General features: G+C 71.3%; 12 protein-coding genes. All 12 read left to right on the forward strand.

Going from position 1 to position 14,826, the window contains the following annotated elements:
• Nucleotides 1-2 precede the first annotated feature (2 nt).
• Nucleotides 3-1,223, forward strand: coding sequence for a phosphate ABC transporter permease PstA (gene pstA / locus ACTMTJ_RS26170; RefSeq protein WP_441220390.1), 1,221 nt, complete (start codon nucleotides 3-5; stop codon nucleotides 1,221-1,223).
• A complete protein-coding gene (locus ACTMTJ_RS26175) occupies nucleotides 1,220-2,842 on the forward strand; it encodes a phosphate ABC transporter substrate-binding protein PstS (protein ID WP_441220392.1) in 1,623 nt (540 codons plus the stop codon). The genes pstA and ACTMTJ_RS26175 overlap by 4 nt, the downstream gene beginning before the upstream one ends.
• Nucleotides 2,842-5,415 (forward strand): hypothetical protein, encoded by a 2,574-nt coding sequence (locus tag ACTMTJ_RS26180; RefSeq protein ID WP_441220394.1) that lies wholly within the window; start codon nucleotides 2,842-2,844, stop codon nucleotides 5,413-5,415. Before ACTMTJ_RS26175 ends, ACTMTJ_RS26180 begins: the two co-directional genes overlap by 1 nt.
• A gap of 169 nt (nucleotides 5,416-5,584) precedes the next feature.
• Complete coding sequence (locus ACTMTJ_RS26185; protein ID WP_441220396.1) at nucleotides 5,585-6,733, forward strand: hypothetical protein; 1,149 nt, start codon at nucleotides 5,585-5,587, stop codon at nucleotides 6,731-6,733.
• Nucleotides 6,734-6,821: 88 nt separating this feature from the next.
• Nucleotides 6,822-8,501 (forward strand): Ig-like domain-containing protein, encoded by a 1,680-nt coding sequence (locus ACTMTJ_RS26190; protein WP_441220398.1) that lies wholly within the window; start codon nucleotides 6,822-6,824, stop codon nucleotides 8,499-8,501.
• Entirely contained in the window at nucleotides 8,498-9,505 is a 1,008-nt protein-coding gene (locus tag ACTMTJ_RS26195; protein WP_441220400.1) for a sortase domain-containing protein, read from the forward strand. Before ACTMTJ_RS26190 ends, ACTMTJ_RS26195 begins: the two co-directional genes overlap by 4 nt.
• A gap of 28 nt (nucleotides 9,506-9,533) precedes the next feature.
• On the forward strand, nucleotides 9,534-10,412 hold the full coding sequence (locus ACTMTJ_RS26200) for a phosphate ABC transporter ATP-binding protein (RefSeq protein ID WP_441220402.1): 879 nt from the start codon (nucleotides 9,534-9,536) through the stop codon (nucleotides 10,410-10,412).
• A gap of 146 nt (nucleotides 10,413-10,558) precedes the next feature.
• On the forward strand, nucleotides 10,559-11,392 hold the full coding sequence (locus ACTMTJ_RS26205; protein WP_441220404.1) for a hypothetical protein: 834 nt from the start codon (nucleotides 10,559-10,561) through the stop codon (nucleotides 11,390-11,392).
• Between the two features lie 54 nt (nucleotides 11,393-11,446).
• Nucleotides 11,447-11,737 (forward strand): hypothetical protein, encoded by a 291-nt coding sequence (locus ACTMTJ_RS26210; protein ID WP_441220406.1) that lies wholly within the window; start codon nucleotides 11,447-11,449, stop codon nucleotides 11,735-11,737.
• Nucleotides 11,734-11,934, forward strand: coding sequence for a hypothetical protein (locus ACTMTJ_RS26215; RefSeq protein WP_441220408.1), 201 nt, complete (start codon nucleotides 11,734-11,736; stop codon nucleotides 11,932-11,934). Before ACTMTJ_RS26210 ends, ACTMTJ_RS26215 begins: the two co-directional genes overlap by 4 nt.
• A 229-nt stretch (nucleotides 11,935-12,163) precedes the next feature.
• Entirely contained in the window at nucleotides 12,164-13,375 is a 1,212-nt protein-coding gene (locus tag ACTMTJ_RS26220; protein ID WP_441220410.1) for an Ig-like domain repeat protein, read from the forward strand.
• Nucleotides 13,376-13,487: 112 nt separating this feature from the next.
• Nucleotides 13,488-14,813 carry a WxL protein peptidoglycan domain-containing protein gene (locus tag ACTMTJ_RS26225; protein ID WP_441220412.1) on the forward strand — a complete coding sequence of 442 codons (1,326 nt, stop codon included), beginning with the start codon at nucleotides 13,488-13,490 and terminating at the stop codon, nucleotides 14,811-14,813.
• The last annotated feature ends 13 nt before the right edge of the window (nucleotides 14,814-14,826 follow it).

A 14,826-nucleotide genomic window follows, 5' to 3' on the forward strand; every position in this document is an offset into this window, starting at 1 on the left:
ACATGACCGTGACCGACGTGCGCGTGGCCGAGACCCACCTGCCCCGGCGGGACGAGCCGGCGGTGCCCGAGGTGCGCCGGACGATCAGCAACACCCGGCGCAGCGGCGTGTTCGCCGTCATCGGGGCGGCCGCCTCCGCGATCGCGCTTTCCTCCGTGATCTTCACCCAGCTGGCGCCGTTCGACGCGATCCTCGGCTTTGTCGTGGTGTCGTACCTGCTGTTCCTCGGCATCTACACGCTGCTTGTCTCGCTCGACGAGTCCGGGCCCACCGTGCGCGACCGGCTGGCGGCGGCGCTCATCCACAGCCTGGCGTTCGTCATGCTGATCGGCCTCGTCCTGGTCGTCGGGTACACGTTCTGGCGCGGCCGCCAGGCCCTGGTGCACCTCAACTTCTACTACGAGGACATGGGCCTGGCCGGGCCACTCCAGCCGCTGAGCGTGGGCGGCGTCAAACACGCCATCGTCGGCACGCTGGAGCAGATCGGCATCGCACTGGCCATCACGATCCCGCTCGGCATCGTCGGCGCGGTGTTTCTCAGCGAGGTGCCCGGCCCGTTCAGCCGGTTCGTCCGGATCATCGTCGAGGCGATGACCGCCCTGCCGTCCATTGTGGCCGGTCTGTTCATCTTCGCGATGGTGATTCTCGGCCTCGGCGTGGACAAGTCGGGGATGGCCGCCGGGCTGGCGCTGAGCGTCATGATGCTGCCCATCATCATCCGCGCCGCGGACGTGGTGATCCGGCTCGTGCCGGGTACTCTCCGCGAGGCGGCGCTCGCCCTCGGCGCGTCGCAGTGGCGGACCATCTGGCACGTCGTGCTGCCCACCGCCCGGTCCGGCATCACGACCGCGGTGATCCTGGGCACCGCGCGGGGCATCGGCGAGACGTCACCGGTGCTGCTCACCGCCGGCTTCGCCCAGACGTTGAACGCCAACCCGGCCAGCGGGGCACAGACCTCGCTGCCGCTGTACACGTTCCAGATGGTGCGGACCGGCGAGCCCGGCCTCATCGCCCGCGCGTTCGGCGCGGCGGCGGTGCTGATGGTCCTGGTGTTGCTCCTCTTCGTGTTCGCCCGCCTGATTGGCGGCCGGGCGCCCGGGCAGCTCAGCCGCGGCCAACGCCGCCGCCGTGCCCGCGGGTCCCGGCGTGACGCGGTGCGCTTCGCCGCTCGGGACAACGCCCGGCGGCCCGACCTCCTCCACACCGACAAGGCTGGGTCATGAAGAGAACACTGATGGCCGCTGTCGCGACGGTCGCCATCGTGCTCGGGGCGGCACCGCCCGCGGCGGCCGCGCCCAAGTTCGTGCCGATCAACGGCGCGGGCTCGACGTGGAGCGCCAACGCCATCGACAACTGGCGGCGCAACGTCCAGCAGCGCGGCATATACATCAACTACGCATCCACGGGTTCCAGTGACGGCCGGGCGCAGTTCCGCAGCGGCACCGTCCACTTCGGAGTATCGGAGATCCCGTACGGCCTGAAGGACGCGTTCGGCGGCGTGGACGCACCACCCAGCCGCCAGTACGCGTACATGCCGATCGTCGCGGGCGGCACCGCGTTCATGTACAACCTCAAGATCGGCGGCCGCCGGGTCACCAACCTGCGGCTCTCCGGCGAGGTGGTGTCGCGCATCTTCACCGGCCAGATCAAGCGGTGGAACGATCCCGCCATCAAGGCCGACAACCCCGGCCTCAACCTGCCGGCCCGCGCCATCCGGCCGGTGGTGCGGCAGGACGGCTCCGGCACGAGCGCGCAGTTCACCCTCTGGATGAGCAAGCAGCACTCGTCGATCTGGAACGCGTACTGCCGGAAGTTCAACAAGCCGGCGCCCTGCGGCCTCACGTCGAACTACCCGTTCCGGGCCAGCGACGGCTTCATCGGGCAGAGCGGCTCGACCGGTGTCGCCGGGTACGTGGCGCAGGACAACGCCGAGGGCTCGATCACGTACGTCGAGTACTCGTACGCCCTCAACGCGCGCTTTCCGGTGGTGAAGCTGCTGAACGCGGCCGGCTACTACATCGAGCCGACCGCGTCCAATGTGGCCGTCGCCCTGACCAAGGCGCGGATCAACACCAACAGGGGCACCGCGAACTACCTGACCCAGATCCTCGACGGCGTCTACACCTCGACCGACAAGCGGACCTACCCGCTGTCGTCGTACTCGTACATGCTGATCCCGGTCACCGAAGGACTCGGCGTCGACCAGGACCGGGGCTACACGCTGAGCTCGTTCGCGAACTACTTCCTCTGCGAGGGCCAGCAGCAGGCGGAGGTGCTCGGCTACTCGCCGCTGCCGATCAACCTTGTCGACGCGGGGATGCAGCAGGTGAAGCGGATTCCCGGCGCACCGAAGTCGAGCATCGTCATCGCCAACTGCAACAACCCGACGTTCTCCCGCAGCGGCGCCAACACGCTGGTACAGAACGCGAAGCAACCGTCCGACTGCGACCGCAAGGGCCCGCGGCAGAACCCGGAGGGCACCGCGGGAGCGCGAAACGTGGCGACGCCCGTCGTCGCGTCGGCCCGGTGCGCCGGCAGCGGCGGCGGCAACAACACCAACAACAACGGTGCGACGACCGCTCCCACCGCGCCCGGAGCCAACCCCACGGCGAGCGCCGGCGCGGTCGATCCGGACACCGGCCTGCCCGCCGGTGACGGGGCGGGCGCCGGCGACGGCGAGCAGGTCGCGGCCGTGCCGGTGGCGTTGGACGGTGAGGGCGGCTGGCGGATGCGGCACACGATGATGCTGATCGCCGGGGTGCTCCTCGTGGGTCTCGTGCTCGGCCCGCCATTTCTGGCCGCCTCGCTGCGTGGCCGCCGTGACCGGCAGGAGCGGACCTGATGCGCCGGAGGGTGGCGGCCGTCATGGTCGCGCTCGTCGCCGCCAGCCTGCTCTTCGTGGTGGAGCCGGCGCGCGGCCAGGTGGAGGTGGGCGGCGGTGGTGGCGCCGCCGGCTCGTCGGCCGTGACGGTGACGGTCGGCGAAGGCGAGTTCAAAGGCTTGCAGATCACCGTCTCGCAGACCCGTGACCTGGCCAACCAGGCCATCGTGATCACGTGGACCGGCGCCACGCCGACGCCGCGCAACCGCCTGCTCGCGTCGGACTACTTCCAGATCATGCAGTGCTACGGCGACCCTGACGCGGCGGACGATCCGAAGGGGCTCAAGCTTCGCGAGACGTGCCAGTTCGGCGTCGAGTTCACCCCGCCGGCCATCCCCAACAGCACCGGCGTCAACTCGAGCACGAGCCTCGAGGCGAGCAGCCGCGCCCGGTACCAGAGCCTGGTCGCCGGCTACCCGGCCGACGACACCGACGAGCAGCTTCCCAAGGAAGCCCAGGTCGTGCCGTTCCGGCCGATCGGCGGTCGGGCCACCCCCAACGGCGGTCCGAACGAACCGTTCCCGGTCATCAAGAGCCCGGTCCCGCCGTTCACCGAGCGGACCGCGACGGACGTGGAGGTGCTGGCCCAGTACTTCTCGACGACGACCACGAACGAGGTGCCCTACGCGCTGAGCGACGGCTCAGGCAACGGCCGGGCCGTCTTCGAGGTGCAGAACGCGGCGCTCGCGCCGCACCTGGGCTGCGGCGCCGGATACACCGACCTGGAGAACAAGCAGCAGCCGGCACCGAAGTGCTCGATCGTCATCGTGCCCCGCGGCCACCAGCAGCCGTACGACGGCAAGCCGGCCACCGCCGTGCACGGCAGCCCGTTCGTGCCGGCGCTGTGGAAGAACCGGATCGTCGTCCCGCTGGAGTTCGACCCGGTCGCCAGCCCGTGCTCGCTCACCAAGGCCGAGCGTGCCACCGCGGGCACCGAGCTCATCGCCGAGGCGATCACCTCGTGGCAGCCGGTGCTCTGCGCCGGTGACGGGCCGGTCTTCGGCTACTCCGGCATCAGCGACTTCGAGGTCGGGCCGCGCGTGCTGGCGCCCGGCACCGGCGGGCCGGGTGTCGGGTTCACCGCCGAGGGGGTGCAGTCCAGCACTCCCGCGGTCCTGCACGCGCCGGTGGCGGTCAGCGCACCGGTCATCGCCGTGAACGTCGACGCGAACCTGCGGGATCTCGTCGAGGGCGACCTGCCGCCCGACGTCAACGCGCTCGCCGGGTTGGCCATCTCCGACATCAAGCTCACACCGCGCCTGGTCGCGAAGATGCTGACCTTCTCGTACACGCTCGACGTGGCCAGCCAGACGCCGCCCAACGAGCTGGCGAACAACTTCCAGTCGATCAGGTTCGACCCCGAGTTCGTCGACCTCAACCCGACGTTCGCGTACTGGACCGCCCGGAAGGCCGCGACACTCAACGGCCTGATGGTGTCGGTCGGCAGCTCCATCGCCGCGCGGGACATGTGGCGGTGGATCGAAGCCGACCCGGCGGCGAAGGCGTGGCTGTCCGGTGTCCCGGACGAGAAGGGCATGGTCGTCAACCCGGCGTACAAGGGCGTGTCGTTCTCGACGCTCGACACGTACCCGAAGCTTGACACGCGGTGTTTCACCGGCCCGGCGCCGGACTACGACCACGTGCAAAACTGCACCTTCGGCTACCGCCCCTACATGGGCAGCATGACCGAGGCGGCGCTGCAAACCCTGCGCGCGGACGTGAAGGCCGCCGGCAGCACCATGACGACGGGTTCGGCCAACCCCAACTTCGACCCGAACAACCCGCGTTTCGACGCGATCCCGCGCCAGCAGCCGGGTGCGCGGCTCGCGATGTCCATAACGGACTCCGCCTCCGCCGCCCGCTACGGTCTTTTCACGGCACAGCTCTGCAAGGCGGTGCGCGGCGCGGACGGAAAGTTCGCCACCACCGACTGCCGCCGCCCGGACGCCCAGGGCATGACCGCGGCCGTCGCGACGGCGGTGGAGGGCCAGGTGCCCGGCGTCCGCGTCGTCGATCCGGCCAAGGCGTGGGCCACCCCGGACGCGTACCCGCTGACCACCATCACGTACGCGGTGGCCGACACCAGCGACCCGGCGGACGCGCGCAAGGACTACGCCAAGCTCCTGCGGTACGCCGCCGGTGCGGGGCAGACGCCCGGGCCGACCGACGGGCAGCTGCCCGAAGGGTACGTGCCGCTGACCCAGGCCATGCGCGAACAGACGATGATCGCGGCCGACAAGCTGGAGAACTGGGTCCAACCCACGACGCCGGCGCCGAGCGACCAGACCTCGACCAGCCCGGAGCCGACCGCGCCGGCGAGCGTACCTGCGAGCGGGCTGCCGCCGTCGGCGTCGCTGACCACGCCGGCCACCCAGCCGCCCGCGGCGCCGGTGGCGCAGACGACGCTCGGCAGTCCACTGGGGATGATCCGGTTTCTGCTCGTCGTGGCGCTGATCGTCGGCCTCGTGGGTGGCGTCGCCGGCCCTGTCATGCAGCGCCTCGCGGCGCGAAGAGGCAAGGCGGGCCCGAAATGACTATTGGCCAAGACTCGTTCATCCGGCCTACGTGTTGGCGAGAGACAGCACCGGCGAAACGTTTGTCTGGCATCGGTTTCGGCGGTCGGACACGCGAAGCGACGATAACCCCGGCTCGTCTGGCATGGAGGCGGGCTCGAGTGTTTTGCCCCGCAGAAAGGGAGCACACATGAAGGTCAAGACGATCGGCAACGCGGTGGTGGTCGGCTTCTGCGCCGCGGTCGCCGTCGCGATGGCGGCCACCCCGGCCGTCGCCGACCCGTCGCCGGTCACGAACTACCGGACCCTGGCCGGCACCGGCTCGGACACCACACAGGACGTCCTGAACGGGCTGGGTGTCGCGGTCGAGGGCGGCGCTACCATCGCCTCCTGGGACGCCCGCCCGCAGCCCTCCACGATCAAGACCAAGGCGACGAACTGCACGTTCAACCGGCCCAACGGCTCGGGCGCCGGCCGCCAGTCGCTGCGCGCCTCGGAGGGTGAGGACCTGGGCGGCACGCACGGTGGCGCCGGCTTCTACCAGGGCGCAAACGTCGTGGGCTGCGTGGACTTCGCGCGGTCGTCGAGCTACGGCGGCGGCACCAACCCGCAGAACACCGGTTCGCTGACGTACATCCCGTTCGGCGTGGACGCGATGACGCTGGGCATCAACGTGAACGGCGACCTGCCGCGCAACATCTCGTTCGCCCAGATGCAGCGGGTCTACCGGTGCTTCTCGACCAACATCACCGGCATCCCGGTGCAGCCGCGGATGATCCAGGCCGACTCGGGCACCTGGCAGTTCTGGACCCAGCGGATGCAGCTCACCGAGGCGGAGATCGCCCTGGGTGACTACCCCTGCCTCGCCACCGGCAGCCCCGTGACGCCGGTGCTCCCGCGCGTGCAGGAGCACGACGGCACGGTCCTCAACGGCAACCTCAACCAGGTGGTGCCGTTCTCGGCCGGGCAGTTCATCGCGCAGAGCCGGGCCGCGACGATCCAGGCGGCGACGGGCGTCACCGTGGCCGACCGCCGCGGTGAGGTCTACCTGACCGGCCTCAGCGCCGCGGAGCAGCCGTTCAACCGCACCACCCTCGTGGTCAACACCAACTTCACGCTGCGCCGCGACGTGTACAACGTGGTGCCGACCGCGGACCTGGGCAACGCCGAGATCGCCGACACGTTCGTCGGTCCCGGCTCGGACGTCTGCTCCGCGACCGTCACGAGCGGTGGCAACACGTTCAACGTCGTCGAGCTGTTCGGCTTCGGCCGGCGCACCACCCAGGTGGCGCCGCTCGACGCCGCCTGCGGCTACGACCAGCTCCGGTTCAACTCCTGACCCGTAGCTCAGCCAAGGGTCCGGGCGGCCGCACGCGGTCGCCCGGACGCTGGCGTCCCGGACCGCCGTCGAACGGAGGAGTGAAGCAATGAGCAGGCAACGGCATCGCCGCTGGCTCGCGCTCGCCGCGGGTGCCCTGGTCTCCGCCTGCGTGCTGGTGACCGGCGTGCTCATCGGACCGGCCACGCCGGCGCGGGCCGCGTCGCTCGGCACGATCACGCTGTCGCAGTCCAGCGGTACGGTCGGCGCCAACCCGATGTTCGCCAGCGCGACCACCTCGGCGCCCTGCCCGACCGGCTTCGGGGAAAACGCGGCGCTGCGCATCGGCAAGCCGGGCGGGCCGTACGCCAACCTGGCGCCGTCGCTCGGTGGCGGCGGGTTCGACGCCGCTCCCGTGGAGGTCGGTGCCACCCGTTCGTTCACCACCGCGCTCGGCGGCACACCCCCCGCGGACGGTGAGTGGTGGATCGTCGTGGAGTGCTTCCGGCTCGTGGAGCCGACCCGGCACGCCGACGAGTTCCGCACGTCGATCTTCGTTTCCGGCGCGAACTGGTCGACCGAGGCGGGCAACAACGCCCAGCCGACCACCACCACGCTGGCCGTGTCGCCCCAGGGCGACATCACGGAGGGCGACCCGGCGACCCTGACCGCCACGGTGACGCCCGGCACGGCCGCCGGCAAGGTGGAGTTCTTCCGAACCACCTCGGACGGCAGTGGCGGCAGTGAGGTCGTCAAGCTGGGCGAGGGCCCGGTGGCCAGCGGGTCGGCGACCCTGGAGGTGACCCTGCCGGGCAACCCCGGCCCGGACCCCAACGCCGTGGCCGAGCACACGTTGACCGCGACGTTCCGCCCCACCGATGCCAACGCGTTCCAGGAGTCGTCGTCGCCGGGCGTGCCGGTCACCGTCAAGCGCGGCACGGTGGCGCAGCCGTCGGACACGGTGCTGACCGTGGCTCCCACCGGTCCCGCTCCGTCCGGCGCCGCCGTCACGCTGACCGCGGCCGTCACGATCGACGAGCCCGGCGTCGCGGCGGCGGGGTCGGTCAGGTTCGAGCGGCGGCCGAACGGCGTCTCCGGTGCACAGTGGACGGAGATTTCTGCCGTCGCGGTCGCCAGCGGGTCCGCCACGCACACCATCGCGGCGGGTGGGCTGCCGGACGGCAGGTACGACTTCCAGGCCACCTTCCAACCCACGACACCCGCGGAACAGGGGACGAGCACCGACATCGAGAACGCGTACCAGATCGGGGAGGCGCCGAGCGGTCCCGCCACGACGACCACCACGCTCGTGGTCACGCCGGAGAACTCGGCGGAAGAGGCGAGTGAAGTCACCATGAAGGCGACGGTCACCCCGGCGGGCGCGACCGGCACGGTCCAGTTCCGCGACGGCACCACGGTGCTCGAGGCCAGCCCGATCAGCAACGGCACGGTCGAGTTCAAGACGAGTGCGCTCGCACTGGGCCAGCACACGCTGACGGCCGCCTTCACACCCGCCACGGAAAGCGCCGACAAGTTCACGGCGTCGACCTCGGCCGCGGTCCAGTACGAGATCGTCACGCCGGACGATGACGACGGTGACGGTGACGGTGACGGTGACGGGGATGGCGACGGTGGTGGTGGCGGCTCGCTGGCCAGCACCGGTACCCCGCTCATCACGATCGGCGCCTCCGGACTGCTGCTCATCGGCGCCGGTGCCGGCGCGATGGTCCTGACCCGGCGCCGCCGCCCGCAGCCCGAGCCGGTGAACTGGCCGGACGAGCGCGAATGACGGTCACGATCCAACCGTCGCCGGCCGCGAGCCCTCCTCGCGAGCCGGCGGCTCCCGTGCCGCCGCCCAGTACACCGGCGGCCGTGCCCCAGCCGGCCGCGACGCCGCCACCGGCGTCCCAGCCGTCGATCCGGCTCGCCCTTCAGGTGCCGGGCATCGCGTTGAGCATCCTCGCCGTGGTCGCCCTCGGCTTCGTCGTACACCTGATCCTCGTGTCGCAGTTGCAGTACCAGCGCAACCAGCAGACCGCGTTCGCCGACTTCCGGGCCGAGCTGGCGCGCGGCACGGCACCGGTGGGCCAGACCCGGGCGGAGTTCACCGACAGCGGTGAGGTCGCCAAGGAGACGGTGGTGGAGCCCGGCTCGCCGGTGGCGGTGCTGCAAATCAGGGCGATCGGGCTGCGCGCGGTCGTCGTCGAGGGCACCAGCGGCGAGAACCTACGCCAGGGTCCGGGCCATCGCCGCGACAGCGTGCTGCCGGGGCAGGCCGGCACGAGTGTCCTCATGGGACGCCGCTCGTCGTACGGCGGCCCGTTCCGCGACCTCGACCTGCTGCTGCCCGGCGACCAGATAAAGGTGGTCACCGGGCAGGGCGAGCACACGTACGTGGTCCGCGGGTTGCGCCATCCCGGCGAGCCGGCGCCGGCTCCGCTGGCCGCGGGGCAGGGGCGGCTGACGCTGACGACGGCTGACGGCGACCCGTTCATACCGCGCGACATCCTGCGGGTGGACGCCGACCTCGTCACGCCGGCCCAGCCCGCGCCGCCGCGCAAGTTCGGTGCCGCGGCGCTGCCGCCCGCGGAGGCGGCGATGGCCACCGACCCGGCGGCGTGGACGCCGTTGATGCTGTGGGGCCAGGCGCTGCTGCTGGGCACGCTCGCGGTCACCTACCTGCGGGCGCGGTGGGGCGGCTGGCAGACCTGGATCGTCGGCGCGCCCGTGCTGGGCGCCTTCGGCTTCGCGATCGCCGACCAGGCGGCGCGCCTGCTGCCGAACCTGCTGTGAACCCGGAAACTCCAGTGAGGACAGTGCCGTGACCGAGTTGCGAGACCCCACCCTGGTCGACCTGGCGCCGCAGGCTCCCGCGCCGGCGCCGTTGACCGCCACGGCGCTGGCCACCGGCCCGGTCCGCGACGGCCTGGCCACCCTGGACGCAAAGTCGATCTCGGCCTGGTTCGGCGACCACAAGGTGCTCGACCGCGTGTCGCTCACCATGCCGGCCGGCCGGGTCACCGCGCTGATCGGGCCCTCGGGCTGTGGCAAGTCGACGTTCCTGCGCATCCTCAACCGGATGCACGAGCTCGTGCCCAGCGCGTCCCTGGCGGGCGAGGTACTGCTCGACGGGCGCGACCTCTACTCGGCCGACCGCCGCATCACCGACGCCCGCCGCCAGGTCGGCATGGTGTTCCAGAAGCCCAACCCGTTTCCGGCGATGTCCATCTACGACAACGTGGTGGCCGGCCTCAAGCTGACCGGCACCAAGGTGTCCCGGCGTGAGCGCGACGACCTCGTCGAGGAGACGCTCACCAAGGCCGGCCTCTGGAAGGAGGTCCGCGACCGCCTGCGCGCGCCCGGTGGCGCGCTCTCCGGCGGCCAGCAGCAGCGCCTGTGCATCGCCCGGTCGCTCGCCGTGCGCCCGCGCGTGCTCCTCATGGACGAGCCGTGCTCGGCGCTCGACCCGACCTCCACCCGCCGGATCGAGGAGACGATCGCCGAGCTGGCGTCCGAGGTCACCATCGTCATCGTCACGCACAACATGCAGCAGGCGGCCCGGGTATCGCACCAGTGCGCGTTCTTCCTCGCCTCGCACGGCACGCCCGGCGTCATCGTCGAACACGGCGCCACGTCGGCCATGTTCGACCACCCGCAGGACCCGCGTACCGCCGACTACGTGCACGGGCGGTTCGGCTGATTGATGGCCGTCTACCGATTGTTTCCCTTTCGCACGTTCGGCGTAGACATCGACCTGCATGCGGAGTCACGGCTCATGTGAACGCTTGACCCCGGGGTCGGCCAAAAGGCTGGCCCGGGAGTCAACCTCTTCGAGGGGAAGTGTCCATGAGCAAGCCTCTCATCGCGCGCGTCGCGGCCCTGCTGGCGACCGCCGCGGCCACCGCCACGGCACTCGTCGGCGTGGCCTCACCGGCGCAGGCCGCACCGCTCGGCACAGTGAACCTGTCGCAGTCGAGCGGCTCGGTGTCGGACTCGCCGATGTTCGCCAGTGGCACCACGTCGGCGGCGTGCCCGTCCGGGTACGGCGACAACGTGGCGCTGCGGATCGGGCGGCCGGAGGGCCCGTTCTCCAACCTGCGGGCGGCGCTGGGTGCCGGCGGCTACGACACCGCGCCGGTGACGATCGAGCCGAACCGTTCCTTCGCCACGGCACTGGGCGGTGTGGCGCCGGGTAGCGGCGAGTGGTGGGTCGTGGTGGAGTGCTTCAGCGCGACGCTCGGCCAGCATCCCGACCGCTTCGTCACCTCCATCACGGTCACCGGGTCCACATGGGAGCTCCCGCCGGCGCCGGTGGTGCACCTGGGCACGGTGACGCTGTCGCAGTCGACCGGCCTGGTGTCCGACACGCCGGTGTTCGCCAGTGGCACCACGTCGGCGGCGTGCCCGTCCGGGTACGGCGACAACGTGGCGCTGCGGGTCGGGCGGCCGGAGGGCCCGTTCTCCAACCTGCGGGCGGCGCTGGGTGCCGGCGGCTACGACACCGCGCCGGTGACGATCGAGCCGAACCGTTCGTTCACCACGGCGCTGGGCGGTGTGGCGCCCGGTGAAGGCGAGTGGTGGGTCGTCGTCGAGTGCTTCAGCGCGACCCAGGGCCAGCACCCGGACCGGTTCGTCACCCCGATCATCGTTGCCGGTGACACCTGGACCGTGTCCGCCTGACGTCTTCCGCGAGAGTGTCCACACTCTCCAGTCATTCCCAAGAGAGGAAACGCAATGACCAAGCGACTGCTCGCACGCGCCGGTGCCCTGGCGGGTGCGGTCGCGGTAGCGGCGAGTGTGCTGGTCGGCATCGCCGCACCGGCTCAGGCCGCGTCGCTGGGCGAGGTCGTCCTGTCGCAAGTGGAGGGAAGCGTCACCGACAACCCCATCTTCGCCAGCGCGACAAGTGCGCCGTGCCCGGCCGGGTACGGCGAGAACGCCGCACTGCGCATCGGCCAGCCGGGCGGCCAATACGTCAAACTGGCGCCGTCGCTGGGTGGCGGCGGATACGACACCGTGCCGTGACCGTCGAGCCCAACCGGTCATTCGCCACCGCGGTCGGCGCCGCTCCGGCCGCCGGTGAATGGTGGATCGTCGTGCAGTGCTTCAGCCTCACCGAGGGCAAGCACGTCGACGAGTTCGTCACGTTCACACCGGACTACACGGCCGCGTTCGATGCCTCGACGTCGGCCGCCGTGCCGTACACGGTGACCCGCCGATAGGCGTTTGTGGATACGTCGGGCGTGGTCCGAGAAATCGGCCCATGCCCGACCGTCCGAACGGGTCACCGACGACGACTTTTGCCTGATGAACGGACACCGAGAATTCGCCTCCCGCACGTTCGGCGGAGAGATTGGCCTGCCTGCCGGGTCACAGCCCGTGTACAGCCTGATTGCCGGTCGGGTCAACAGGATCCGGCCGGGCATCATCCTCAATGAGAGGAAGTGATTCATGAGCAAGCGTTGGTTCGCTCGCGCGGCCGCGCTGCTGGGCGCAGCCACCGTGTCGGCGGGCGTACTCGTGGCTGTCGCGTCCCCGGCTCAGGCTGCCTCACTCGGCACCGTCAACCTGTCGCAGACCAGCGGCACGGTGAGCGACAACCCGATGTTCGCCAGCGGCACCACCTCAGCGGCCTGCCCGGCGGGCTTCGGAGAGAACGCCGCACTGCGCATCGGGCGTCCGGGCGGGCCGTACAACAACCTGTCGCCGTCGCTCGGCGGTGGCGGGTTCGACACGGCGCCGGTCGAGGTCGGGGCGACCCGCTCGTTCACCACGGCGCTGGGCGGCACCGCGCCGGCCAGCGGTGAGTGGTGGATCGTGGTGGAGTGCTTCAGCCTGACCGCGGGCCGGCACGCCGACGAGTTCCGCGCCTCGGTCTTCGTCACCGGCGCGAACTGGTCGACCACGGCAGTCAACCCGGCCGTGGACACCACGACCGCCCTCACCGTCGCGCCGGCGGGCCCGGTCGACCTGGGCACCGAGGTCACCCTCACCGCCAACGTCAACCCGAACAACGCCGCCGGCACCGTGGACTTCAAGCGGGGCAGCACTGTCATCGGCTCGGCGCCGGTGTCGGGCGCGGAGGCGATCGCCACGCTGACCACCACGTCGCTCCCGGTCGGGACCCACTCGATCACCGCGACGTTCGTGCCGGCCGACGCGGCCGCGTTCAAGACCTCCACCTCCGCCGCGACCTCCATCACGGTCGAGGGCGAGGGCCCGGGCGCGACCCAGGAGATCGTCACCGACGTGACCCCGGGTGCGTTCTCCCTCGCGGTGGCGGGCAACACGACGCTGCTCGCGGGTGGCACGGTCGGTGGCTCGGCCACCGGTGACCTCCAGGCGGCCACGGTGACCGACCTCCGCGGCAGCAACGCGGGTTGGTCGCTGACCGGCCAGATGGAGGACTTCAACACCACCCCGGCCACGACGCCGATCCCGGCCGGCAACCTCACCTGGGACCCGTCCGCCGCGAAGACCAGCGGTTCGGGCACGGTCACCGAGGGCGCCACCAGCAACCTCGGCGACACCAAGACGCTGTGCTCGGCCGCCTCGGCGAGCAGCGCCGGTGTGTTCACCTGCGGTGCCGATCTGACCCTGTCGGTGCCGGACACCGCGGCGCCGGGTTCGTACGCCGCCACCCTGACCCTGACGCTGGCCTGACCTGACCACAGGTCGAGCCCGCCACGGGTGACATAGGCGGAGGTGTCGTGGGCGAGAGCCCCGGCACCTCCGCCGCATGCCCGTTTCCGGACCCCGTCGAGGAGCCACCGAGATGCCTTTCGTATCGATGCGCCGCGCCATGCTGGCGCCACTCGCCCTGCTGGCGCTCGTCGCCGCGCTCCCGGCCAGCCCGGCCGCCGCCGCGGCCAGAGCACCGGGGGACGACTTCAAGTGGAGCGTCGTCCCATCGAGCCCCAAGGGGCCGACCGTGCGCAGCCGGTTCGAGTACGGGCTCAAGCCCGGCGAGGAGGTGGCCGACTGGGTCGCGGTGAGCAACCTCGGCAAGAAGGCCCTCAAGGTCGCGGTGTACGCGACCGACGCGTTCAACGCCGACGACGGTGGCTTCGCGCTGCTGCCCGCCAACCAGCCGCCCAAGGACGTCGGCGCCTGGGTCACGCTGCCCCGCAAGGAGTACACCGTGCCGGTGGGCAAGCGGGTGGACATCCCGTTCAAGGTGAAGATCCCGGCGAACGCCGAACCCGGCGACCACATCGGCGGCCTGATCGCCTCGGCCACCGAGAGCACCACCAACGCGGAGGGCCAGCAGGTCAACGTCGAGCGCCGGGTGGCCTCCCGTATCTACCTGCGGGTCGACGGTCCGGTGCGGCCGGTGGCACAGATCACCAAGATCGACGTGGCGTACGCCAACCCGGCGATCCCGTTCGGCGGCGGCGACATGACCGTGACCTACCACGTGGCGAACACCGGCAACGTGCGCTTCTCCGGCAAGGCGCGGATCCAGGTGCGCGGCCCCCTCGGTGTGCGCGTGGCCAACAGCGACGTGATCGACGTGCCGGAGCTGCTGCCCGACTCCGAAGTGCGGATCACCCGCAAGCTGGAGGGTGTGTTTCCGGCTGGCCGGCTTTCCGCCGAGGTCACCGTCAACCCCCAGCTGGAAGGGCAGAACATGGCCTCGCTGAGCGAATCCCGGTCGATGTGGGCGATGCCGTGGCTGATCGTCGTCCTCGTCCTGCTGATCGTGGCCGCGCTCGTCCTCTGGCTGTGGCGGCGGCGCCGCTCCCGCCGGCTCGCGGCCGAGGCCGAGCTGATCGGCGCGACCGAGGCCGTGGGTGCCGGGTCACGCGCCCGGGGTGTGGTGCTGGCCGCCGTCGCCCTCGGCGCGCTGGCCGCGCCCGGAGCGATCGAGCCGAGCCCGACGGCCGAGGTGGAGATCCAGGTGTCGATCGCGCCGGCCGCGACACCTACGCCGACCGCTTCGCCGACCCCGACCACCTCTCCACCTCCCGGCGGTGGCGGGGGCGGCGGTGACCTGCCTCGCACCGGCCTGGCGATCGGCGCGTTCGTGGTCGCCGGCGCCGCGCTCGTGGGCGGCGGCGCCGGCCTGCGCGTACTCGGCCGTCGACGCCGCCCGGCCTGATCCATGCGGCCGC

The sequence above is a fragment of the Phytohabitans sp. LJ34 genome (assembly GCF_052068095.1).
GTDB lineage: Bacteria > Actinomycetota > Actinomycetes > Mycobacteriales > Micromonosporaceae > Phytohabitans.

What these genes read in the sequence shown, in the direction of transcription:
- pstA (WP_441220390.1), top strand. Translation starts at nt 3, where the DNA reads ATGACCGTGACCGACGTGCGCGTGGCCGAGACCCACCTGCCCCGGCGG.
- ACTMTJ_RS26175 (WP_441220392.1), top strand. Translation starts at nt 1,220, where the DNA reads ATGAAGAGAACACTGATGGCCGCTGTCGCGACGGTCGCCATCGTGCTC.
- ACTMTJ_RS26180 (WP_441220394.1), top strand. Translation starts at nt 2,842, where the DNA reads ATGCGCCGGAGGGTGGCGGCCGTCATGGTCGCGCTCGTCGCCGCCAGC.
- ACTMTJ_RS26185 (WP_441220396.1), top strand. Translation starts at nt 5,585, where the DNA reads ATGAAGGTCAAGACGATCGGCAACGCGGTGGTGGTCGGCTTCTGCGCC.
- ACTMTJ_RS26190 (WP_441220398.1), top strand. Translation starts at nt 6,822, where the DNA reads ATGAGCAGGCAACGGCATCGCCGCTGGCTCGCGCTCGCCGCGGGTGCC.
- ACTMTJ_RS26195 (WP_441220400.1), top strand. Translation starts at nt 8,498, where the DNA reads ATGACGGTCACGATCCAACCGTCGCCGGCCGCGAGCCCTCCTCGCGAG.
- ACTMTJ_RS26205 (WP_441220404.1), top strand. Translation starts at nt 10,559, where the DNA reads ATGAGCAAGCCTCTCATCGCGCGCGTCGCGGCCCTGCTGGCGACCGCC.
- ACTMTJ_RS26210 (WP_441220406.1), top strand. Translation starts at nt 11,447, where the DNA reads ATGACCAAGCGACTGCTCGCACGCGCCGGTGCCCTGGCGGGTGCGGTC.
- ACTMTJ_RS26220 (WP_441220410.1), top strand. Translation starts at nt 12,164, where the DNA reads ATGAGCAAGCGTTGGTTCGCTCGCGCGGCCGCGCTGCTGGGCGCAGCC.
- ACTMTJ_RS26225 (WP_441220412.1), top strand. Translation starts at nt 13,488, where the DNA reads ATGCCTTTCGTATCGATGCGCCGCGCCATGCTGGCGCCACTCGCCCTG.